This window comes from Streptomyces sp. CA-251247 (assembly GCF_050952975.1).
Taxonomy (GTDB): domain Bacteria; phylum Actinomycetota; class Actinomycetes; order Streptomycetales; family Streptomycetaceae; genus Streptomyces; species Streptomyces achmelvichensis.
On sequence record NZ_CP191861.1, the window covers coordinates 4,673,067 to 4,694,775 of the forward strand.

The window sequence follows — 21,709 nt, forward strand, 5'->3', positions numbered from 1 at the left end:
GAGTCGGCCCCGGCGCTGCCCACTCCTGTCAGGCGCGGGTCGGCGGATGAGCCGGAACGCGACCACGTGCTTCAGGGCTGGGGTCGGAGACGGCCGGGCGCGTGGCGCGTTCTACTTCCCTGCCGGTGTGACCTGCTGCTTCTGGCTGGGCACACCGGGCCTGCCTTGCGCAGGTACGGTTCCGGAGCCACCCGGTCGCCCAGCTGCCGGCCGCCACAGGCCTGTCCGCTGCGCCACGCGTCGGCAGAGGCGAGGCAGCGCGGTGTAGAAGCGGTCGGGGAGGAACGCGGCGTCCGCGATGATCATCGCGCCGGAGAAGAGCGGCAGTCCCATGAGCACCCCGATACCGATGTGCATGCCCAGCAGCATGGCGAGAACGGGGTACTTGAGCCTGCCGAAGAGCACGAACGGGAAGGCGACCTGCAAGAGCACCGTCATGTAGCCGACGATCGCGATGAGGACCGTGTACTCGTCCGCGATGTGGGACAGCTCGGGCCAGGGCCTGAAAAGTTCGAGGTTGAGCACGAAGTGGAGAGCGGTGCCTCCGCCCCAGGTGCCGCCCTGGACCTTGTACAGGCCGGCCGATCCGTACAGGAAGCAGACCTGCGCCCCGATGGCGAAGAGGCCGCAGTTGTGCACCACCGTGGTCAACGTGTGGCGGGCGTCGCGCAGTTGCCGCGCGAAGGGGCTCCTCGCCGGTGCCGGAGTGCCACTCGTACGGGCCGTCCTGAGCCGGTCTCTGCGTGCGTCCAGGGACCAGCGGCGACCGCATGCGGTGAGGACGAGGTAGAGGGCCATCAGGAGAATCAGGTTGTCGCCCCCGTCCGTCATGAAGATCGACCGGGCATGGAACGACGTCACCACGACGGCGAAGAGGACGGACATGACGCGAGTCCGCCAGCCCAGCATGAACAGGGCCGACACGACGAGGGCCGCCACGTAGCAGAGCTCGAAGTAGACGCGGCTGTCCGACAGGGTCAGGACACTGTTCCAGCCTGTCTGGTCGAAGAGCTGCCGCGTCAGCTCGGGCGTCCACGGCGAGCCGGGGCCCCAGATCTCGTCGCGGTGCGGAAACTCACGCAGCAGAAAGACCAGATAGAGCAGTCCGTACCCGATGCGCAGTACTGATGTGGCGTACAGGGACAGCGGCCGGTCGGTCAGAAGGCCCCACAGCGCACCCATCCGGCCGGCGAACCACGCGATCACGCCGAGGGGTTCCGTCGTGCTGTCCGTCGGCCGGCCGGGCGTCTGGGCCGTCGAAGAGGTCTCGGGCATCTGCTCATTTCCCATGGACGGGCACCTTCCACCACGGCAGAAGCCGGTTCTCTACGGGCGCCGGCGGGCGTTTGCCGACGGCGCTGCCGGGCGCGGCGACGGGCAGGGTGACGACGCGGAGCTGGACGAAGTCGAAGGTGCCGTCGGTGCGGGCGGCGAGGCGGTCGGCAGCGATGTTGCTCAGGTACTTCCGCATCATCACGGCGCGTTCGGTGCGCGACGCGTCGTCGCCCCCGTGCGAATCGGTGTAGGAGGTCCAGGCGCGGCGCAGCAGGTTCTGGGTCGTGTGGCTCGGGAAGGGGTTGTGCTCTACCGCTGCGGTGTCGGCAGCGGAAAGGTCGAACCATCCACTCACCCGGGTCGACCCGTCGGGGCGGGTGTGGGCTGTTCTTGCCAGGACCTGCCGATTGACGGAGTCGGGGTCCGGGGCGAAAAGACGCCAGTTCTGTTCGAAGAGGGGATACACCCAGGCATTGATCTGCGGGCTGTACCGCTTCGACACGGTATTGGGGGGCGCCACATGCAGGAACACCAGAACGACGTGGACGAGTGTGGTTGCCAGACACAGGACGACAGCGGTGAAGACCCCCGCTTCCAGTGCACGGGAACGTCTGGGCCGTTCGACCGGTGCGGCCTCGTCTTCAGGACATTCCTGCCCGGCCGGACCGGAATCGGCGTGCTGGATTTCCCGCACGTCCGCTGATCTCATTCCGCTCGACACCGCCCACCCTGTCTTTCTCGTATTCCTGCTCACGCCTGGCGGCGCACCTGGCATTGCTGCTTATGTCACGGACGGCGCACGGCGGAGTCAGTGAAGATTCCGCCGTGCGCCGTCATCCCTTGTGAGGGTTCACTGCAGTGTTCCGACTAGCCCTCGTGTCCCTTGGGGCCGTCGTCACCGTCATCACCGTCGTGGCCGTTCGGCTTGTCGCCGTAGCCGTAGTGCTCGCCGGGCTTGCCGTCGTGACCGGGCTTGTCGCCGTGGTCACCGTGGCCGGGCTTGTCGCCGTGGTGCTGCCCGTGGCCCGGCTTGTTGTCGTGACCCGGCTTGCCGCCGTGGTCCTGGCCGTGGCCGGGCTTGTTGTCGTGGTTGCCGTGGCCCGGCTTGTTGTTCCCGTCGTGCCCGCCCACCGGGCCGCCGTTGCCGCCCGCGGTGTTGCCGGACGTGTTGCCCTGCGTGTTCCCGGAGGTGGTGTTGCCCGCCGTGTTCCCGGAGGTGTTCCCCGACGAGTTACCCGCGGTGTTGCCGGAGGTGTTGCCCGCGATGTTGCCCGAGGTGCCGCCGCTGACGACGCCGACGACGGGGCCGCCCAGCAGGCCTCCGCTGACCAGACCGCCGGTGAGCAGACCGCCACTGGTGGTCGTGCCGGTGGTGGTACCGGTGGTGGTGCCGGTCGTCGTGCCGGTGGTGGTGCCCGTGGTGGTGCCGGTCGTGGTGGTGCCCGTCGAGCACCCGCCGAGGAAGATCCTGTTGTTGTTGAGGGTCACCTCGCCGTTGCGGGCGAGCGCCCGACCCTGGATGTTCGCCCCTGCGTTCACGAAGATCGAGGTCAGAGCCATGATCGTGCCCACGAAGGTGGTGGTGGTGCCGATGGTCGCCGAACTACCGATCTGCCAGTACACGTTGCACGGCGAAGCGCCGTTCGTGAGGAGGATCCGGCTGCTCGTTGCCGTGGTCAGGGCTTCAGGAATCTGGAAGACCCAGACCGCGTTGGGGTTTCCCCCGGCGTTCAGGACCAGGTCGCCGGTGAGTCCGACACCCGAGGTGGCCGTGTGGACACCCGGGAGCAGTTCCTGGCCTCCGCCGATTCCCGCCGGAAGTGCGAAGTCCTGAGCCTGGCCGGCCGCCTGGTTGTACGCCACGACCAGGTCGCTCTTGGCCTGTGCGGCCTGAGCGTCCGCCGGGTGCACGGCGCCGAGCACCTGCCCGGGCGGGAAGCCCGTGATGGCCGGGTTCGGGTGTGTCCCGAGGTCGTTGCTGAGCAGCGTGGGGCCGGTGTTGGTGACTCCCTGGCCTGCCAGAACCGAGTAACTCGCGGTGGTGCCCAGAGGTACGGGGATCGCGATGGCCATCGCCTGCGTAGACGTCATGACGACCATCGCAGCGGCAACCGTCGTGGCAAGGGCCGAGGCCAGAATGCCTGACACAGTACGGCGGTTTGCCGCTTGACGGATCTTCAGCTTCATCTAAGGGCCATTTTCTGTGGGGGGCCGTGGCACACCGGGCCCTAACCGACAGCCCGGAAGCCTTGCTGATGCCGATGAATATTACGCAAGAGATTCCCCGAGGCAACGATGAAAAATCGAAAATGGGGTAATTGTCAAACGTTCGACGGCGCGATACGCGATGCATGTTCGTGAATTCATATCGGCGATCATCCGACATACCCGCCGAATGCGCGGCTTCCGCAACTCTAATGAGGGGAATTCACCCGCTTGCCTTCCCCGCCGCACATACAAAATGACGTCCGGCCGGGAGAACTAAGAACTCGTCGCCGGGTCGGCGTGGCGATCAACACATCGCAACACAGAAAATGGACCTGCCGGCCTTTACCGTGCCCAACTTTGGGCAGCGGCAACGACATTCGCCCAGGGCCTGCCAAGGCCGGCGGAGCTCGTGCGCCTTTCCGTACGCCACCACTGCTACGAACGCCGTGGACGCTGCGTGTCCACGGTGCCGGGCTGCTCGTTGAGCACCTCGTGATCAAGCAAATCGTTCTCGTTTCCGCCCTTGCCGGAGCCGCAATCATGGTTCCCGCCACCGCCCAGGCCGCTCCCGTAGCGCCGTCCCCCGGCATCAACCTGCCGATCGTCGGACAGTTCCCGCCCTCCGGTGGGCTGCAGCAGCTCATGAACCCCATCGAGCTGGTCAACGCGACCGACACACTGATTGATGTGCCCGGCCTGCCTCTGGACCCGACGATCGTCGGCTAGGCGCTCACCGCCCGTATGCGCGGCCAGGCAGCGACATGCGCCCGCCGGTTCCAGAAAGCGGATGTCGATGGGTGCATAGAAAGGGCTGAGGGGCAGCGCACCGCCCCGTCGACGGGCCCCGGGCTGAAGTCAGCCCGGGGCCCTCGGTGTTGGTGCCTCGTTTCCAGAAGCTGTCCTGCCACCACTCCCGGCAGGGGGATGCCGTCTCCGCAGCCGCCTTGGCGTACGCGGCATGAGTGGTGGAGAGCGGGGCACACGGAGCGTGCATGACAGGGATCCGGTGGCCGCCGATGGTGCGGCCGGCCGGATCTCGACTGGCCCGGGCTACGTAGCGGGGCGGGGAGAGGGTGCTACAGGTCGGCCTGAGGAGGCGAAGGCCTGCATGCACCGAAGCGACGGGAAGATCGGAACCGAAATGATTGTCCTGGGTGTCATTCTGCTCATCATCGGCCTGCTGGCCGGTATCTCGCTGCTGACGACGATCGGCGGGGTCCTCCTCGTGGTCGGCGCGGTCCTGTGGGTCCTCGGCGCGAGCGGGCGCAAGGTCGGCGGCCGGAAACACTTCTTCTGACAGTCCCACCCTGCGCGCGGGCCCTCAGTGATGCGAGAACACACCTGAGGAGAGCCCGGCCAGGGGCTCGCAGGCCGATTTCGAAGACCGCCCTGCCGACGACGTCCCCATGCGCAACCCGGGGCCCTGCGGAGTAGCACTTCGCCGGGCCCCTTCGGCATGTCTGGGTCCGAAACGCGACGTCGGAGCGCGTTGCCGGAGCGGGGTGTGCCGGAGCAGGGTGTGCCGGAGCAGGGTGTGCCGGGGCGGTGCTCAGGCGCTCGCGAGTGAGATCTCCGTGGACTTGATGAGAGCGACGACCGAGGAGCCGGCCGTCAGGCCGAGGTCGGTGACCGCGTCGTTCGTGATGGCGGCCGTGAGGCCCCCGCCCTCGATGTCGATCTTGACGCTCGCCATGGCTCCGCCGGCGGAGACGTCGCTGACCGTGCCGGGGATCCGGTTGCGGATGCTGAGCCCGTCGACCGTGCCGGTGGCGAGGGCGACCTCGGTCGCCTTCATCAGTGCGCGCACCACGGAGCCCTCGGCGAGGCCGAGGTCCTTGACGGCTTCGGACGTGATGGCGGCGGTGACGTTCTGGCCTCCGTCGAGGCGGACCTTGACGGTCGCCATCGCCTCGCCGGAGGTGACCGACGTGACGGTGCCGGGCAGCTGGTTACGGATGCTCAGGCTCATGGGAAAACGCCTCGATTGCAGTGGAAAGCCGGTGTGTGCGCCTTGTTCGGCACCCTAGCCACACTCGGCGCTCCCTTCCGGGCACGCATCGCAGGCACCAGGGTGGTAGCTGCCCGCCTCGCAGGCCCGAGGCGGCGCCTCGTACTGCCCAGCCCGGGCCGCCGCGCCGACGAAGCTTGGCCCTTCACACAGGGCTGCTGGCATCTGCTGTGCTGAACGCACGAATGAATTGCATCTGAGAGGCAGAGCGGCCTACCGTGGCGCACATGCAGTCCTACACCATCGGACAGGCGGCTCGGCTTCTGGGCGTCAGCCCCGACACCGCGCGCCGCTGGGCGGACGCCGGAAGGGTCGCGACCCATCGCGACGACAGCGGCCGCCGCCTCATCGACGGCCGGGACCTGGCCGCGTTCTCCGTCGAGGTCGCCCAGAGCGGCGCCGTCGAGGAGGACGCCTCCTACACCTCGGCCCGCAACGCCTTCCCCGGCATCGTCACCGCCGTGAAGCTCGGCGACGTCGCCGCGCAGGTCGAGATCCAGGCAGGCCCGCACCGGCTGGTGTCCCTGCTGACCAGGGAGGCCGTCGAGGAACTGGGACTGGAGGTCGGCATGCAGGCCACCGCCCGCGTCAAGTCGACCAGCGTGCACATCGACCGCACCTGACCCGGCTCTCCACCGAAGCGGCGTCGCCCGTCCCCGGCGCGGCTGATCATCATCCGCCAGGCGGCATACGCCGACCGCGTCCCCAGGAGCTCCCACCCTCATGTCCTTCACTTTCACCAGACGCCACGTCACCGCTGCCGTCGCGGCCGTAGCCCTGCTCGTGCCGCTCACGGCGTGCGGCAGCGACGACTCCAAGGACACCTCGGGGGCCCAGGCCACCGAGTCCGGCACGGGAACGCCCACGGCGAACCTCACCGTGCTGGCCGCCTCGTCCCTCACCGACGTCTTCAAGCAGGCCGGCGCCGCGTACGAGAAGGCACACCCGGGTACGAAGATCACGTTCTCGTTCGCCGGCTCCCAGGAACTCGCGGCCCAGGTCAAGCAGGGCGCCCCCGCCGATGCCCTGGTCACGGCCGACACCAAGACGATGGACGGACTGGGGTCCGACACCGGTACTCCCTCGATCATCGCCAAGAACCGGCTCGTCATCGCCACCGGCGAGGGCAACCCGGAGAAGATCGACGAGCTGAAGGACCTCGCGGACACGAAGCTCAAGGTCGTGCTGGCGGCGCCCGAGGTGCCGGTCGGCCGCTACAGCAAGAAGATCCTCGACGCCCAGAAGATCACCGTGAAGCCGGTCTCCCAGGAGCCCAACGTGCGCGCGGTGCTCAGCAAGGTCGAACTCGGCGAGGCCGATGCCGGCCTCGTCTACAAGACCGATGCCGCCACGGCCCCGGACAAGGTCGACGCGGTCGAGATCCCCGACGCCCAGAACGCCATCGCCTCCTACCCGGCGGCCACGCTCAAGACGTCGAAGAACTCGGCGGCTGCCGACGCGTTCGTGAAGTGGCTCTCCACGCCGGAGGCCCAGAAGATCTTCCAGGACGCCGGCTTCCAGAAGCCGTAACGAGTGTGTCGGGCTGCCCGGTTCGGGGGGCCGGGCAGCCCGCGCCCATGAACCCCCCACCCCTGGGGCCTCGATGAACAGTCACCCAAGGCGCCTGCCCGGCACGCGCACACCCATCGCGCTCGCGCTTCCGGCGCTGCTCGCCGTTGCCTTCCTGCTGCTTCCCCTCGTCGGGATCCTCGTACGAACACAGTGGTCGGAACTCGGCAGCCATCTGACCAGCCCGGGAACGACGCAGGCGCTGCGTCTCTCGTTGCTGGTGTCCTTCTGGGCACTCGGGCTGTCCTTGCTGCTCGGAGTGCCACTGGCGTGGCTGCTCGCCCGCGTGCCCTTCCGGGGCAAGGCGTTGGTGCGCTCGCTGGTGCTGCTGCCCATGGTGCTGCCGCCGACCGTGGGCGGCGTTGCCCTGCTGCTCGCTTTCGGGCGGCGCGGGTTGCTCGGGCCGTGGCTGGAGGACACCTTCGGGATCACGCTGCCCTTCCACACCTCGGGCGCGGTGCTCGCCGCGACATTCGTGGCGATGCCGTTCCTCGTGATCAGCCTGGAAGGCGCGCTGGGCGGGCTGAGGCCGCGGTACGAGGAGACCGCCGCCTCGCTGGGCGCCTCTCCGATCCGCGTCTTCTTCACCGTCACCATGCCCATGGTCGCGCCCGGGCTCCTCGCCGGGGCCGCCCTCACCTGGGCCCGGGCGCTCGGAGAGTTCGGCGCCACCATCACCTTCGCCGGCAACCTGCCCGGCACCACCCAGACGCTCCCTCTCCAGGTCTATCTGCTGCTCCAGGACAATCCTGAAGCGGCGACGTCCGTCTCGCTGCTGCTGCTCGCGATCGCCATGGTCGTGCTCGTCGCCCTCAGAGGCCGCTGGACCGGCACGCCCAGGGACAGCGCCCGCCAGGCTCGTCCTGCGGACGTCACCGACGACCCCTCCCCGGCGAAGCAGGCGCCCGGGGAAACGCCGGCTCCGGAGGAACGGTGGGCCCTGCACGCGCATGTCACGGGCTTCAACAGGCTCACGCTGGACGCCGAGCCCGGCACCACCATCGCCGTCGTCGGACCCAACGGTGCCGGCAAGACGACCCTCCTGCGCGCTCTGCTCGGGCTCACCCCACGAGCCCACGCCGACCTCCGTCTCGGCGACACCGACGTGACCGCGCTACCCCCGCACCGCCGTGGCGTGGCCTGGGTACCGCAGGACGGTGCCCTGTTCCCGCACATGAGCGCTCTGGCCAACACCGCGTACGGACTACGCGCTCACGGTGTCCCGCGCGCCGAAGCCCGTCGCCGAGCCCAGGAATGGCTCGACCGCCTCGGCGTCGGACATCTCGCGCATCGCAGACCGGCTCAGGTCTCCGGCGGTCAGGCCCAACGAGTGGCCCTCGCCCGGGCGCTGGCCGCACGCCCCAGGCTCCTCCTGCTCGACGAACCGCTCGCTGCCCTCGACCAGACCACCCGCTCCCAGGTCCGGCACACCCTCCGCCGTCATCTCGACGGCTTCGGAGGCGTATGCCTGATCGTCACTCACGACCCCGTCGAAGCCGTCGCGCTCGCCGACCGGGTCCTCGTCCTCGACGACGGACGTGCTCTGCAGGACGCCCCGCCCACCGATGTCACCCGGCACCCCCGTTCCCCCTGGGTCGCCCGCATGCTCGGCCGCAACGCCTGGCCCGGAACCGCCACCGCCGAAGGCATCCGACTCGCCGGCGGCGGCACGCTCATCGTCGCGGAACCGCTGCCGGCCGGCACCGACGCCCTCGCGATCATCGCCCCGGAGGCCGTCGCCGTACACCGCGACAGGCCCACGGGCAGCCCCCGCAACGTGTGGCCCGGCACCGTACGGGAGATCACCACCAGCGGAAGCCGGCTGCGCGTCCTCGTCACGTCGGAGCAGGCTCCCGATCTCGTCGCCGAGATCACACCGCAGGCCGTCGCCGAACTCGGCCTCGCCGACGGAACGCCCGTGTGGACCAGCGTCAAGGCGACCGAAGCAACCGTGGTGGCCCTCTGAGCCGATCCCGTCGCGCGCGAACAGGGTGGACGACCAGCGGGCCTTCCTGAGGGGCCTGCGCACCCTCGCGCCCTTCATGTCCACGGGCCCTCCTCACCACATTCCCGCAGCTGAAGCGCGGTCTGGTGACGACGCTTGCTTCTGGTTAGGGTGTTAAGAACGCGTCAAGGCGACGCGGGGTGTGCCGGGAAGTCTGGTCGGCGTCAAGGGTGCAGTGTGCCCGCTCCATCGACGGCCGGAGGCCCCACCCCATGTCAGACGCTCCGCGCCGGCGCACCACGTTCCTCGGCCTGCTGCCTCTGCCCGAGCGCAATGCCGTGGCCGACGCACTGCGCACCGAGACCATCGGCGGCCTGGTGCTGCTCGCCGCGGCAGTCGTGGCGCTCATCTGGGCGAACACCCCGTGGAGCGGTGTCTACGAGCAGATACGAGACGTCCGATTCGGCGTTCCCGCACTCGGCCTCGACCTTTCGGTCGGCCACTGGACCGCGGACGGACTGCTCGCCGTCTTCTTCCTGGTCGCCGGCGTCGAACTCAAACGAGAACTGGTCGTCGGCGAACTGCGTACGCCCGCCACGGCCGCCTTGCCCGTCATTGCCGCGATCTGCGGCATGGCTGTCCCCGCCGCGCTGTACGCCGCAACGATCACGGTCGGCGGGGGCACGTTGGACGGCTGGGCCGTGCCGATGGCCACCGACATCGCCTTCGCGCTCGCGGTCCTGGCCGTCCTGAGCACGCATCTCCCCGCCGCCCTCCGGGCCTTCCTCCTCACCCTGGCCGTCGTCGACGACCTCGGCGCGATCCTGATCATCGCGATCTTCTTCACCAGCGATCTGAACGTCTGGGCACTGGGCGGCGCCGTCGCCGGACTGGGCGTCTTCTACGCCCTCCAGCGGTACCGCGTGCGCGGCTGGTGGTGGTACGTACCGCTCGGCATCGTGATCTGGGCGCTGATGTACAACGGGGGAGTCCACGCGACCGTGGCCGGCGTGGCCATGGGCCTGATCCTGCGCACCACCCGCGACAAGGGCGAGGAGGCCTCACCCGCCGAGCGGACCTCGCATCTGCTGCGCCCGGTCTCGGCGGGAGTGGCCGTACCGCTGTTCGCCCTGTTCGCCGCCGGCGTGAGCGTCTCGGGAGCAGCCCTGGACGCGGTGTTCACCGAGCCCGAGCCGCTCGGTGTCGTCCTCGGTCTCGTCGTCGGCAAGACGGTCGGCATCTTCGCCGGCACATACCTGGCGGCTCGCTTCACGCGGGCCCGTCTCAATCCGGACCTGGAGTGGGCGGACGTCTTCTCCCTCGCCGTCCTGGCCGGGATCGGCTTCACCGTCGCACTCCTCATCGGCGAACTCGCTTTCACCGACCCCGCCGACGCCGAGCACATCAAAGCCGCGGTGCTCGTCGGATCCCTGACGGCATCCGGCCTGGCAGCGCTGCTGGTCAGACGCCGGAACGCGATCTACCGCCGCCTCTACGAGGAGGAGACGCGCGACGACGACGCCGACGGCATCCCCGACATCTACCAGCAGACCGGTAGCGGGCACGGCAGTGCCGAAACCGACAGCTGAGCAACCCATCATGCGACTGTGGGATCCGACTGCCCGCGAAGGGCCCGCCCAGGCTCGGGTCCGTTCTCGACACATTCTCCAGGGGGCACGATGAACGGCTCGGTCTCCTTGCTGACGGTCGCCATCGTGATCGCCCTGCTCGTGATCAGAACGGCGATCACCGAACTGCGGGAACCCGGAAGCGCGCGAACCCAGTGGGCCTTCGTCACGAACGCCCGAGCTGTCGCCACGGGCGCGGTGACGGCAGTCATGCTCGGCCTCCTCGGGTGGCGCAGCTCCGGTTACGGCGCGCTGGCGTGGGCGGTTCTCGTGGGAGTTCTGGTCGCGTTCCTCGTCGACCGCCGGCCGCCCGAGACCTGACACGTGGATCGCAGGGCAGGACGGGCCGTACGCCGTCCGGCTGCTCGACAGGCCCGCCCCCCTCACGTGGCCGATCCGGTCGCTTACGCGTGTCGGTGCCGTACCCGGCATGCCGCCTCGCGCCACACTGTCGCGGGTTGCGACAGGAAGCGTGGACGGCATGAGCGGTGGCGGCGCATGGACCGGAGCCGCGGTTGCGGCCGTCACCGTCGGCTATGCGCTGTTCTCACGCCGTCTGGCCTCGACGCCGGTATCGGCTCCGATGGTGTTCACGGGCTTCGGGGTGCTCATCGGGCCGGTCGGGATGGACGTTCTCGACCTGGGGCACGACGCGGGCCCCGTACTGACGTTGACCGAGGCCGCCCTGGCTCTCGTGCTGTTCACCGATGCGATGACCGTGCGACGCCGGCACCTGCGCACGGAAGGCTTCCTGCCCCTGCGTCTGCTGGCCATCGGCCTGCCGTTGAGCATCGCGGCGGGGTGGCTGCTGGCGTGGCCCCTGTTTCCGGGCCTGACCGTCTGGGAGTTCGCGCTGCTCGGCGCGATCCTCGCCCCCACCGATGCGGCGCTCGGCAAGGCGGCCGCCTCCAGCCCCCGTGTCCCGCCCCTCGTGCGCCACGGGCTCAACGTCGAGAGCGGTCTGAACGACGGCCTGGTGCTGCCGTTCTTCCTCATGTTCCTCGCTGCCGTCCCTGGAACACTCGCCTCCGAGGAGGGCGCGATCGGAGTGTTCTGGCGGGCGCTGGTGGTGAGCACCGTGGTGGGCCTGGCCGTCGGATGGCTCGGCGGTCGACTGTTGACCCACGCGCGGGCACGGGGCTGGACGACGGGTGAATGGCAGCAGGTGGTCGTCCTGGCGGTGGCGTTCTGCGCGTACAGCGTGGCGACGGCCGTGGACGGAAGCGGCTTCATCGCCACCTGGACGGGTGGCTTCGCGTTCGGCGTGGCATTGCGCAGGGGCGAGCCGGCCGGAGGGGATCCGGCCGAGGAGCGGCCCGCCGACCTGACCGAGTACGTGAGCGGGCTGCTGGGGAACCTGAGCTTCCTGGTCTTCGGGGCGGTCCTTCTCGGCCCGGCGCTGGAGCACCTGAACTGGCAGATCATCACCTACGCCGTGCTCAGCCTGACGGTGGTCAGGATGGTCCCGGTGGCCCTCGCGCTGGCCGGTACCGGCATGCGGCTGCCCACCGTCGGCTACATCGGCTGGTTCGGGCCCCGGGGCCTGGCCTCCGTGGTCTTCGGGCTGCTCATGGTCGAGGACCACGTGCCCGGGGTCGAACTGCTGGGCCGGGTGGTCGCGGTCACCATCGGCCTCAGCGTTCTGCTGCACGGGATGTCGGCCCCGTACTTCGCCGACCGTTATGGGAACTGGTACGACGCGGCGAAGACCGCTGCCCCGGACCTGCGCGAGGCCCAGGGCACCGCCGAAGCCACCGTGAAGCAGCACATCGACCCGCGGCGCCTGCGCTGAGGCGGGCGGGCTCCGCGGCACGGCCCGCCACCGCAGTCCGCGTTCTCTGCCGGAACCGAAAAGGTCTACTTCGTCACCTGTCACACATTTCACACTCTCCTTGTCATAGGGGTGAAAGCAGGCACGAGCCCGCCGACGCAAGGAGTGCAACGATGACCAAGCCCGTTCTGGAAACCGCAGCTCAGGAGTTCGCGGACGCGACGGCCAAGCCGCCGTTCCTCTACGAACTCGGCCCGGAAGGTGCCCGGAAGGTCCTGGACGACCTGCAGGCGGCGCCGGTGGAGAAGCCGGACGTGGCGGAGAAGTGGATCACGGTGTCCGCCGAGGTGGGTGATGTGCGGGTACGCATCGTCAAGCCCGTCGGCTCCCAGGGCCCGCTGCCGGCCGTTCTCTACGTGCACGGCGGCGGCTGGGTCCTCGGCAACGCCGGAACCCATGACCGTCTGGTGCGCGAGCTCGCCGTCGGGGCGAACGCCGCTGTCGTGTTCGTCGAGTACGACCGCTCCCCGGAGGCCACCTACCCGGTCGCCATCGAGCAGGCGTACGCGGCTGCTCGGTGGATCACTGCGAGGGGTGCCGAGGAAGGTCTGGACGCTGCGCGTCTGGCCGTGGCCGGCGATTCCGTCGGCGGCAACATGGCGGCCGCACTGACCCTCATGGCCAAGCAGCGCGGCGACGTGACCTTTGTGCACCAGTCTCTGTACTACCCCGTCACCGACGCGGCCCAGAACACCGAAAGCTACCGGGAGTTCGCCGACGGCCCCTTCCTCACCGCGAAGGCCATGGCCTGGTTCTGGGACTGCTACACCACCGACCCCGCCCAGCGGGCGCAGATCACCGCGTCGCCGCTGCGGGCGAGCCTCGAAGAGCTGGAGGGCCTGCCGCCGGCGCTCGTCATCGTCGACGAGAACGACGTGCTGCGGGACGAGGGCGAAGCGTACGCCCGCAAGCTGACCCAGGCCGGCGTGCCCACCACGAGCGTTCGCATCAACGGCACGCTGCACGACTTCATGATGGTCAACCCTCTTCGGCCCACGCAGGCCACAACTGCTGCGATGGAGCGGGCCGTCCAGACCCTGTGCGCCGCCCTGCGCGGCAACTGAGGTTGCTGCCCCGCTCAGTTGCTCCTGAAGGACCAGTGGCACTGAAGCCGTTCACCACCTCGGCACTCGTGCGCAGGGACCACCCGCGCACGGACCGTCGAATCCGATCGGTTCACCGGGCCGATCCCCGGCCGTAGCCCGCTCCTGGCAAGCCCCGGACATGTTCCCGCTTGCCGCTCGCGGTCCGGCCTCCCCATGACCTGCGGCAGGACCTGCCGTACAGAGGCCATGCCCACCTGTCCGGACATGGCTGATCCCTGCGCCTCGAAAGGGCCCCCTCATGTACCGTCCCTCGCGTCTTCGGCGTGCCCGTACCCCCCTCACCCTCCTGGCCACCGCAACCGTCGCCACCGCGCTCCTCGCCACGTCGGTCAATCCGGCGGGCGCCGCCGAGAGCACCGGCTCCAAGGGCGGCAAGCCGACCGTCGTGCTCGTCCACGGCGCGTTCGCCGACTCCTCCAGCTGGAACGGCGTCATCAGCGAGCTGAAGAAGGACGGCTACCCGGTGGTGGCCGCGGCCAACCCGTTGCGCAGCCTGAGCGGCGACGCCGCCTCCGTCAAGAGTCAGCTGGCCGCCATCAAGGGGCCCGTGGTTCTCGTCGGGCACTCCTACGGTGGTGCGGTCATCACCAACGCCGCCCAGGGCTCCGACAAGGTCAAGGCACTGGTGTACGCCGACGCGTTCCTCCCCGACAAGGGCGAGAGCGCCAACGCGCTGGCGAGCAAGTTCGAGGGCAGCGTCATCGGCAAGGTTCTGCGACCCGTCCCGATCACCAACGCCGACGGCTCCAAGGACGTCGATCTCTCCATCGACCAGTCCAAGTTCCGCGAGGCGTTCGGTGCGGACGTCCCCGCGGAGAAGGCCGGCCGGATGGCGGTCACCCAGCGTCCCGGTACCGGCACCGCCCTCAACGAACCGTCCGGTGAGCCTGCCTGGAAGACCATCCCCTCCTGGGCTCTCGTGGGCACCAACGACCGGATCATCCCCCGGGATGCCCAGGTCTACATGGCCGAGCGCGCAGGCGCCCACATCACGGAGATCAAGTCCTCCCATGCCGTGAGCGTGTCCCACCCGCACGCCGTCACCGGCATCATCGAGAAGGCGGCGCAGGCAGTCCGCTGACCGGCACCCCCCAGCACGGCGGGGCGGCGAAGACGCCGCCCCGCCGTCCCATGGTCGGACAGACGGCATCGACACGTTCAGCGGCGGTGTCGCTGCCGCACCCGCTCGTACGCCCGGCACCGGGTCCCCCCCCCAGCGGGAGGGTTCACCGGTGCCGGGCAGCGGTCACCGTCGTCGGGTCACCTCACGGAGCGAGGCGGTAGGCGTTCGTGATCGTCTCGCGCACGGTGTTGCCGCCCTTGTCCTTCAGGTCCACCTGGAAGGACACGGCCTTGGCGGCCGCCGGGTGCTTCACGATCACCGAGCGCGCCCCCTTCGCGTCGGTCGTCACGCTGAGCGCCTTCCAGGCCAGGCCGCCGTCGAAGGAGACCTTCACGGTCAGCGCGGCGACCTGCCCGGCCGCGGCGGCCGCGCCGCTCAGCTTCAGCGGCACCGCGAGCGCGCTGCCCGCCCGAGCCGTTCCGCCGAGGCTCAGCATCGGCGTGAACCGCACCGTCGACAGCGGCAGTTTGACCGTCCGGTCCGCCGCCGCCCGGGCCGAGGTGAACGTCCACACCCCTGCCACCTTCGTGCTGGTGGACGTGTCCTCGGCGGAGCGGCTTGCCTCGACCGTCAGGCGGTACGGGGCAAAGGCGGCGGGAACCTCGGCGTCCAGCCGGTCCGTGGCCGGGCCTTCGGCGAGGACCCGTCCGCCGGATTCCAGCTTCGCGAAGCCGCTGGTGACGGTGGAGGACCCGAGGTTGCCGCTGCCGTCGTTGAACAGCGGGATCCTGGCGCTGATGTAGTCGCCGGTCCGCTCGGCGCCCTGCTCCCCCGGACTTCCCGCCGCGAGATCGGGGCCGACCACACCGGTGTTGAAGTTCAGCGTGTGGCTGGAGCCCGGCTTGTACGCCACCCCCGCCTTCGAGTAGATGATGCGCGGCTCGCTGAGGGCGTTGAGCTGGGTGGCCGTCCAGGCCCAGCGCACGCCGGCCGCGCTGAGGTAGTGCGTGGTGGCCTGCGGCAGCTTCTGCTCCTGCGGTTCCGGGCTGCCGATGTTCGTCCCGAGCTCGTCCAGCGGCGTGATGTGGACCTGGCCCTTGGCGCCGGTGACGGAGGCGCCGAAGCCGAGCTTCACCTCGGCGACGTCGGCCCGGGTGAGGTTGCGGGTCAGGCCGGTGAAGAAGCTCCCCTTGCGGTTGAAGGCGAGCCGGTGGTCGACGTTCTTGCCGGCCGCGCCGGGCGTCTTCCACACGCCGTTGAACTGGGCGCGCATCGTGGGGGACTCAGCGCCGAGCGCGGCGGTACGGATGGGCGGCACCCCGTTGGTGGACCAGGAGTTGCCCACGCCGAGGGCCTGGTCGTAGTAGCCGACGACGGAGGTCACGAGCTTCGCGGCCGGATCCATGGCCTTCACGGCGAACGGCTTCGCCTTGCGGGAGTCGAGGGTGACCGCGACCTTCCCGGCCACGTTCAGCACCGGCTGGACGAAGAAGCCCAGTTCGTTGTCCTCGGCGAAGACCAGGCTCTCCAACTGGTAGGCGCCCTTGGGCAGTCGCTGGACCACCGTGCCGTTCGCGCTGTACGGGAGCTCCACGAACTGGCCGCGTCCATCGACCGGGTTGATCGTCGTCATGTACGTGGCCGGGTTCGCCCCATCGGCGTCGATGTGCCGCACGGTGACGTCGTACGACTCCACCTCCCGCTCGGCCACCAGACCGGTGCGCACCTGCTGGCCGTCTCCCGACGCCAGCACCGTGCCGCCGAAGACGCCGTCGGCGGTGCCCTTGCGCGTGTCGACGGTCACGGTGGTCGTCGCGGTGCCGCCTGCCGGAACGGTGAGCTGGGCGTCCTTGACGGTGAACATGCCGGCCGGCGCGGGGCCGCCCGACGCGTCGGCCCCGGAGACGCTCAGCCGCAGAGTGACCGCCTGGGCGCCGTGGTTGCGGTAGGTGACGGTCTTGGAGGCCGGCTTGTCGTCGGCGTGCGGCCAGGCGTGCAGGCCGAAGTCCAGGGAGCCGGGCTCGGAGACGACGAGGGCGGTGGCGGCGCGCTCCAGGTCCACCCGGCCCGCGCCCTGCTGGTGGGCGTTCAGCACCGGGTTGGGCTTGGCCGAACCGGTCAGGAGCGACTTCAGCCGTGGTCCGCTCCAGCCCGGGTGCTGCTGGAGCACCAGGGCGGCGGCGCCGGCGACATGCGGGGATGCCATCGACGTGCCGGACTGCGCTATGTAGTCCTCGCCCGGGGGCTCCTCGCGCTGCGTGGTCAGGGCAGCGGTGATGTCCACGCCGGGGCCGGTGATGTCCGGCTTGGGCGTGCCGTCGAGGTTCGGGCCGCGGCTGGAGAAGTCGGCGATCCGGTCCTGCTTGTCCACGGCGCCCACGGTGAGCGCCGTGGGCGCGCTGCCGGGCGACCAGATCGTGCGGCGCCCTTCGCCCGAGTTGCCCGCGGCCACCACGAACAGGGCCTTTCCGGAGAGCCGGGCGATGGCCGCCTCCATCGGGTCGACGCCCGGGGAGTCGGGGGCGCCCAGGCTCATGTTGACGACGTGCGCGCCCTGGTCGACGGCCCACTGCATACCGGCGACGATGCCCGAGATGTCGCCGAAGTTGTCATCGCCCAGGACCTTGCCGTCCAGCAGCTTCGCGTCAGGAGCCACGCCCTTGTTGCGGCCGCCGGACTTCGCTCCGCTTCCGGCGATGGTGGAGGCCACGTGCGTACCGTGCCCGTAGCGGTCGTCGTTGACGGGGGACTCGGTGAAGTTCTTCTGTGCCACCTCGACGCCCTGGAGATCCGGGTGGGTCTGGTCGACGCCACTGTCCAGGACCGCCACTTTGACGCCCTTGCCGGTCCAGCCCGACTTCCACATGGCGGGCGTACCGATGTGCGGCACGCTCTCGGCCAGGGTGCCCCGGACCTTCGCGTCCAGCCAGACATGGGCGACAGGCGCCGGTGCGGCCGAACTGCCTGATGTACGGGCCGAAGAGCGGCCGGTGACGGCCGCCCACAGCGCCGGCGCACCGGACTTGGGCGTCTCGAAGGCCTCGCCGCCGACCGCGGGCAGCGCGCGCCGTTCCCGGACGGCCACACCCGCGAACGGGTCATCGGCGCCGGCCCTTGCTCTGCCGCCGTCCTGCCGGTAGCCGACGATCAACGGCAGCGTGGTGCGGTGCGCGTCGTCGTACCCGTCCCTGACCAGCTGCGCGACATCGAACAGCCGCCGGTCGAGCACGCCGTCGGCGACCAGGCGCAGGGCGTCCTGCGGGACGACGTACGTGTGCCCGTCCGTGCGCCGTACCGAGAAGCCGATCCCCTCACGGCCCTTGCCGCGCACGAGCCGGACCACCCGTCCGTCCGATCCGACGTCCACGCGGTCCCCGCTGATCAGCGTGACCGTGGCCGGTGGCTTCACCTTCGCCTTCGCCTTCGCCGGGGCCTTCGTCCCCTCGTGCGCGGCGGAGCCGGCGGCCTGCGCCGTCTGCCCGCCGGCCGAGACGGCCCCCGTGACCAGCGCCCCGGCCACCACGGCGGCCAGTGCCGCCGTTCTCGCGCGTGCTGTGGATCCCACTCGTGTTCCCCCACCCTCGTGTGCATGCCAACGCGTTCTCCGGTACTACGCACGGGGGAGGGGTTCGGTTGCCTGCGCCGCTCGCCCATCGGAAGGGGGGAAGGAGAGGCGCACCGGAACGCGGTGGGTGCCGGACGACCGACATGACGTGCGCCGACAGCGGGATTAGTCTGATCGAGTGAAGCCGCGCTGTGCGGCACGTCGGCCGAGCCTTCCTGACGTGCGGGAACCCGGCCGCAGCACCCACGGACGAAACCCATGTACGAGCCACGTCGTGTGGACGCGCCGCCCTTGCACCTCCCCGAGCGCAACGGTGTCTCCGGCCGAAGCAAGCAGGCTGATACGGGCGCGTGACAGCAGGTACTGCCCGACACGACGCAAGGAGGCTGCGATGAGTACGGCGGATGTGTCCAGCGAAGCCGGCAGGGCCTCACGTGCCCAGGGCATCGACATGATGCTCGAGGTGATCCTTGTCCCGGTGTCGGATCTCGAGCGCGCCACGGAGTTCTATCTGCGCCTCGGGTGGAGGCGGGACGACAACACGCCGCCCGGTGTGGAGCAGTTCACCCCTCCCGGCTCCAGGTGCTCGGTGGTGTTCGGCGAGGGCCTCACGTCGGCAGCGCCCGGTTCGGCCGGCGGTTTCCTGGTCGTCCCGGACATCGAAGCGGCGCGGGAGGCGCTGGTCGCCGACGGTATCGACGTGGGCGAGATCTTCCATGTCACCCCGGACGGCCCGGTCCCGGGCCGTGATCCCGATGGCGGCAGCTACGTCACGAGGGCCTTCTTCAGTGATCCCGACGGCAACAGCTGGATGCTGCAAGAGATCACGACCCGCCTTCCCGGCCGCCTCGGATGATCCGCCGCTTCGGACGTGAGGCTTCATGACCATTCCGCGGGATCTGCTGATCGTCGCCATGGACGTTGCGGGCAGCCGCGACGTCGGACCCGGTGACCTGTCGCTCGCGCTCGCCGGAGCCGAGTTGATCGAGCTGCTGAAGACGCCCACCATCCGCCTGGACGGCGGTCGCATCGTGCCGGGTCATCTGCCGTTGCCGGCGGATCCGCTCCTGGTGGAGGCCGCCGCCGTGCTCATGATGGACGAGCCCTACGAGTTGGTCGGCGACTGGCTGTGGCGCAGAGGTGACTCTCTGGCCGAGGCGTACATGGCCGCCTTCGAGGCCGACGGGCTGGTCGTGCGGCAGGGCAGCCGGCCCTTCCGCGGTGGGCAGCGAGTCCTGGTCGATTCGCCGTCGCGCCGGAAGGCGATGGAGCGCTGGGAGTCCGGTGAGCCGGTCCTCCGCAGCCTGGCGGAAAGTCTCGGGATCCAGCACGGGGGCGCGGAAGCGTCGGAGATCGCGGACTACGCCGTGGCGATGGTGCTCGGCGCCGTCAACGACGCACTGTTGGAGCTGGAGGGCGAGCGGCAGAAGCGGGGCATCGAGCAGGCCGCCTTCGACAACGTCTGGCGTGGCTTCTGACGGACACCTGGTCGGCCGCCGACTGGACCTCGGACGTGGTGCCGCACCTCGTCTACGGCCTGGTCACCTACGGCCTGGTGGCCACCTGGGACCAGCGGCCGTGAGCATCGCCGCCCGATCGGCCGGCCCCGAGGAATGCGCCGTCTCCTCATGGTGATCAGGGAGGAGGGCGCCTTTTGATACGGGTTCCCGCTGATGCATGCTGGAGGAGCGGCTCGCCCCCATCCCAGAGGCGTGACCTGCGGTTCGATCGAAGCGGAGGAGACAGGCCATGAGCAACGATCAACAGAAGGCGCTGCTGGCGGGCGGATGCTTCTGGGGCATGCAGGATCTGATCCGGACGCTCCCCGGTGTCCTCACCACACGCGTGGGATACAGCGGTGGCGACATCCCCAATGCCACGTACCGCAATCACGGGAACCACGCCGAGGCGATCGAGATCGCCTTCGACCCCGCGGTGACCGATTACCGCACGATCCTCGAGTACTTCTTCCAGATTCACGACCCGACCACGAAGAACCGGCAGGGCGGCGACATAGGCGCCGACTACCGATCCGCCATCTTCTACGCCGACGACGAGCAGAAGCGCGTCGCCGAAGACACCATCGCCGATGTCGAGGCTTCCGGCCTGTGGCCCGGAAAGGTGGTCACCGAGGTCGCGCCGGCCGGTGCGTTCTGGGAGGCCGAACCGGAGCACCAGGACTACCTCCAGAAGTATCCCGAGGGATACACCTGCCACTTCCCGCGGCCGGACTGGCAACTCCCTAAGCGCGCGGAGATCTAGAGCCTGTCAGCCCGACGCACCGGGGCGGCCGTTCCGGGCGGAGGGTCGGCCGGCCGGTTCAGCAGATAGCCGGCCACGGTGTTGGCCACCGCCACCAGCGGTACGGCGACGACAGCGCCTCCGATGCCGGCCACCAGCCCTCCTGCGGTCACCGAGAAGATGACCCCCAGGGGATGCACGCGGACCGCGCGGCCGAGGATGAACGGCTGGAGGATGTGTCCCTCCAGCTGCTGCACGCCGAGCACGATGATCAGGACCAGCAGTGCGGTGAACACGCCGTTGGCGACGAAGGCGACGACGACGGCCAGCAGTCCCGAGACGACCGCGCCCACCAGGGGGATGAACGCGCCGGCGAAGACGACGACGGCGAGTGGCACGGCCAGGGGGACACCGAGGATGTAGATGCCCAGGCCGATGCAGACGGCGTCGATGAAGGCGACGATGAGCGTGCCGTGGACGTACGCGGTGAGGGTGTCCCACGCACGGGGACCGGCGCCGGCGAGTGCGGGGCGCGCGGGAGCCGGAGCGAACTTGAGGCTCCATCTCCAGATGCGCGGCCCGTCGTAGAGCAGGAACAGCGTGGAGAACAGGGCCAGCAGGGAACCGGTGAGCAGTTCCAGGACGACGGTCACACCCTGCAGCCCGGCGTCCGCCAGTTGTTCCCTGCTGGAGCCGATTCCGTCCCTCAGCATCCGGGTGAGGTCGTCGATCTGCGCTTCCGTGACGTGGAAGGGGCTGTTGAGCAGCCAGCGTTTGGCGTCGTCGATGCCGTCCTGGAGGCGGTTGGAGAGCTCGGCCAGATTGGTCATGACCTGCCAGACGACGAACCATCCGACGAGCCCCAGCAGCGCGAAGCCGAGAAGGGCCGTCATGGCGGTGGCCAGCCCTTGCGACACTCCGTGCCGGTGGAGACGGGCCACGGTGGACTGGAGAAGCGCGGTGATGAGGAGCGAGGCCACGAACGCGAGCACGAGAACACGCACAGCGCTGATGGCCTGCACCAGCACCCAGAGCGTGGCCGCGATGACGAGGAGGCGCCACCCGGCTTCCGCGGCGACGCGAACGCCCCACGGGACTGCCTGGGCCGGTGGCGGTCGGTCACGGGCGGAAGGCACGGGGGAGGGAGCCGCCGAGGCCGGTCCAGGAGCGTCGGCAGCCCGCTCCTCCGACGGTGGTTCGGCCGCTCTCTCCCCCCTGGCGCGGAGGCGCTTCAACCACTCCTCACGTCCCACGTCCGCACCTCTCCCTC

Annotated in this window: 19 protein-coding genes; 13 read left to right on the forward strand and 6 right to left on the reverse strand. The window is 69.7% G+C overall.

Translation table 11 applies throughout. The features are described 5' to 3' along the window. Positions 1–111 precede the first annotated feature (111 nt). From ACQPWZ_RS20680 to ACQPWZ_RS20690, 3 genes are all read right to left on the reverse strand, one after another. Positions 112–1,182 (reverse strand): HTTM domain-containing protein, encoded by a 1,071-nt coding sequence (locus tag ACQPWZ_RS20680; RefSeq protein WP_433573845.1) that lies wholly within the window; start codon positions 1,180–1,182, stop codon positions 112–114. A gap of 97 nt (positions 1,183–1,279) precedes the next feature. After that, positions 1,280–1,969 carry a DUF5819 family protein gene (locus tag ACQPWZ_RS20685; RefSeq protein ID WP_340474587.1) on the reverse strand — a complete coding sequence of 230 codons (690 nt, stop codon included), beginning with the start codon at positions 1,967–1,969 and terminating at the stop codon, positions 1,280–1,282. A gap of 173 nt (positions 1,970–2,142) precedes the next feature. Next, positions 2,143–3,462, reverse strand: coding sequence for an ice-binding family protein (locus tag ACQPWZ_RS20690; RefSeq protein WP_340474588.1), 1,320 nt, complete (start codon positions 3,460–3,462; stop codon positions 2,143–2,145). 513 nt (positions 3,463–3,975) lie between these two features. Between ACQPWZ_RS20690 and ACQPWZ_RS20695 the strand changes: the two genes are divergently transcribed. Then, entirely contained in the window at positions 3,976–4,209 is a 234-nt protein-coding gene (locus ACQPWZ_RS20695; RefSeq protein ID WP_340474589.1) for a hypothetical protein, read from the forward strand. 382 nt (positions 4,210–4,591) lie between these two features. Continuing rightward, positions 4,592–4,780 carry a hypothetical protein gene (locus ACQPWZ_RS20700; RefSeq protein WP_433573940.1) on the forward strand — a complete coding sequence of 63 codons (189 nt, stop codon included), beginning with the start codon at positions 4,592–4,594 and terminating at the stop codon, positions 4,778–4,780. 252 nt (positions 4,781–5,032) lie between these two features. Here the strand turns inward: ACQPWZ_RS20700 and ACQPWZ_RS20705 are convergent, their stop codons facing one another. Continuing rightward, the gene (locus tag ACQPWZ_RS20705; protein ID WP_433572095.1) at positions 5,033–5,452 is read right to left on the reverse strand and encodes a TOBE domain-containing protein; all 420 of its coding nucleotides are present in this window, start codon (positions 5,450–5,452) and stop codon (positions 5,033–5,035) included. 266 nt (positions 5,453–5,718) lie between these two features. On the opposite strand from ACQPWZ_RS20705, the gene ACQPWZ_RS20710 reads away from it, so the two are divergent. From ACQPWZ_RS20710 to ACQPWZ_RS20745, 8 genes are all read left to right on the forward strand, one after another. After that, positions 5,719–6,114: a TOBE domain-containing protein gene (locus tag ACQPWZ_RS20710; RefSeq protein ID WP_405571778.1), complete on the forward strand. Its 396-nt coding sequence runs from the start codon at positions 5,719–5,721 to the stop codon at positions 6,112–6,114. Positions 6,115–6,214: 100 nt separating this feature from the next. Then, a complete protein-coding gene (gene modA, locus ACQPWZ_RS20715; RefSeq protein ID WP_433572096.1) occupies positions 6,215–7,021 on the forward strand; it encodes a molybdate ABC transporter substrate-binding protein in 807 nt (268 codons plus the stop codon). 73 nt (positions 7,022–7,094) lie between these two features. Further along, positions 7,095–9,026, forward strand: coding sequence for an ABC transporter permease (locus ACQPWZ_RS20720; protein ID WP_433572097.1), 1,932 nt, complete (start codon positions 7,095–7,097; stop codon positions 9,024–9,026). A gap of 251 nt (positions 9,027–9,277) precedes the next feature. Then, entirely contained in the window at positions 9,278–10,594 is a 1,317-nt protein-coding gene (gene nhaA, locus ACQPWZ_RS20725; RefSeq protein WP_433572098.1) for a Na+/H+ antiporter NhaA, read from the forward strand. 90 nt (positions 10,595–10,684) lie between these two features. Continuing rightward, positions 10,685–10,954, forward strand: a complete 270-nt coding sequence (locus ACQPWZ_RS20730; RefSeq protein ID WP_433572099.1) for a hypothetical protein — start codon at positions 10,685–10,687, stop codon at positions 10,952–10,954. A 160-nt stretch (positions 10,955–11,114) separates the two neighbouring features. Beyond that, complete coding sequence (locus tag ACQPWZ_RS20735; RefSeq protein WP_405571787.1) at positions 11,115–12,425, forward strand: cation:proton antiporter; 1,311 nt, start codon at positions 11,115–11,117, stop codon at positions 12,423–12,425. Between the two features lie 152 nt (positions 12,426–12,577). Further along, positions 12,578–13,528 carry an alpha/beta hydrolase gene (locus tag ACQPWZ_RS20740; RefSeq protein ID WP_433572100.1) on the forward strand — a complete coding sequence of 317 codons (951 nt, stop codon included), beginning with the start codon at positions 12,578–12,580 and terminating at the stop codon, positions 13,526–13,528. 280 nt (positions 13,529–13,808) lie between these two features. After that, complete coding sequence (locus tag ACQPWZ_RS20745) at positions 13,809–14,651, forward strand: alpha/beta fold hydrolase (protein ID WP_340474602.1); 843 nt, start codon at positions 13,809–13,811, stop codon at positions 14,649–14,651. A 184-nt stretch (positions 14,652–14,835) separates the two neighbouring features. Here ACQPWZ_RS20745 and ACQPWZ_RS20750 read toward each other — a convergent pair whose 3' ends face one another. Next, the gene (locus ACQPWZ_RS20750; RefSeq protein ID WP_433572101.1) at positions 14,836–18,198 is read right to left on the reverse strand and encodes a S8 family peptidase; all 3,363 of its coding nucleotides are present in this window, start codon (positions 18,196–18,198) and stop codon (positions 14,836–14,838) included. A 391-nt stretch (positions 18,199–18,589) separates the two neighbouring features. On the opposite strand from ACQPWZ_RS20750, the gene ACQPWZ_RS20755 reads away from it, so the two are divergent. From ACQPWZ_RS20755 to msrA, 3 genes are all read left to right on the forward strand, one after another. Beyond that, complete coding sequence (locus ACQPWZ_RS20755; protein WP_433572102.1) at positions 18,590–19,054, forward strand: VOC family protein; 465 nt, start codon at positions 18,590–18,592, stop codon at positions 19,052–19,054. A 25-nt stretch (positions 19,055–19,079) separates the two neighbouring features. Continuing rightward, positions 19,080–19,676: a GOLPH3/VPS74 family protein gene (locus ACQPWZ_RS20760; protein WP_433572103.1), complete on the forward strand. Its 597-nt coding sequence runs from the start codon at positions 19,080–19,082 to the stop codon at positions 19,674–19,676. 271 nt (positions 19,677–19,947) lie between these two features. Next, positions 19,948–20,460, forward strand: coding sequence for a peptide-methionine (S)-S-oxide reductase MsrA (msrA, locus tag ACQPWZ_RS20765; RefSeq protein WP_433572104.1), 513 nt, complete (start codon positions 19,948–19,950; stop codon positions 20,458–20,460). Here the strand turns inward: msrA and ACQPWZ_RS20770 are convergent. Next, the gene (locus ACQPWZ_RS20770) at positions 20,457–21,692 is read right to left on the reverse strand and encodes an AI-2E family transporter (RefSeq protein ID WP_433572105.1); all 1,236 of its coding nucleotides are present in this window, start codon (positions 21,690–21,692) and stop codon (positions 20,457–20,459) included. The genes msrA and ACQPWZ_RS20770 overlap by 4 nt on opposite strands. Positions 21,693–21,709: the final 17 nt, after the last annotated feature.

Coding starts and splice junctions, on each gene's coding strand:
- ACQPWZ_RS20680 (WP_433573845.1), bottom strand. CDS start 1,182: ATGGGTGCGCTGTGGGGCCTTCTGACCGACCGGCCGCTGTCCCTGTAC.
- ACQPWZ_RS20755 (WP_433572102.1), top strand. CDS start 18,590: ATGAGTACGGCGGATGTGTCCAGCGAAGCCGGCAGGGCCTCACGTGCC.
- ACQPWZ_RS20730 (WP_433572099.1), top strand. CDS start 10,685: ATGAACGGCTCGGTCTCCTTGCTGACGGTCGCCATCGTGATCGCCCTG.
- ACQPWZ_RS20700 (WP_433573940.1), top strand. CDS start 4,592: ATGCACCGAAGCGACGGGAAGATCGGAACCGAAATGATTGTCCTGGGT.
- ACQPWZ_RS20760 (WP_433572103.1), top strand. CDS start 19,080: ATGACCATTCCGCGGGATCTGCTGATCGTCGCCATGGACGTTGCGGGC.
- ACQPWZ_RS20740 (WP_433572100.1), top strand. CDS start 12,578: ATGACCAAGCCCGTTCTGGAAACCGCAGCTCAGGAGTTCGCGGACGCG.
- msrA (WP_433572104.1), top strand. CDS start 19,948: ATGAGCAACGATCAACAGAAGGCGCTGCTGGCGGGCGGATGCTTCTGG.
- nhaA (WP_433572098.1), top strand. CDS start 9,278: ATGTCAGACGCTCCGCGCCGGCGCACCACGTTCCTCGGCCTGCTGCCT.
- ACQPWZ_RS20745 (WP_340474602.1), top strand. CDS start 13,809: ATGTACCGTCCCTCGCGTCTTCGGCGTGCCCGTACCCCCCTCACCCTC.
- ACQPWZ_RS20705 (WP_433572095.1), bottom strand. CDS start 5,452: ATGAGCCTGAGCATCCGTAACCAGCTGCCCGGCACCGTCACGTCGGTC.
- ACQPWZ_RS20710 (WP_405571778.1), top strand. CDS start 5,719: ATGCAGTCCTACACCATCGGACAGGCGGCTCGGCTTCTGGGCGTCAGC.
- modA (WP_433572096.1), top strand. CDS start 6,215: ATGTCCTTCACTTTCACCAGACGCCACGTCACCGCTGCCGTCGCGGCC.
- ACQPWZ_RS20690 (WP_340474588.1), bottom strand. CDS start 3,462: ATGAAGCTGAAGATCCGTCAAGCGGCAAACCGCCGTACTGTGTCAGGC.
- ACQPWZ_RS20720 (WP_433572097.1), top strand. CDS start 7,095: ATGAACAGTCACCCAAGGCGCCTGCCCGGCACGCGCACACCCATCGCG.
- ACQPWZ_RS20735 (WP_405571787.1), top strand. CDS start 11,115: ATGAGCGGTGGCGGCGCATGGACCGGAGCCGCGGTTGCGGCCGTCACC.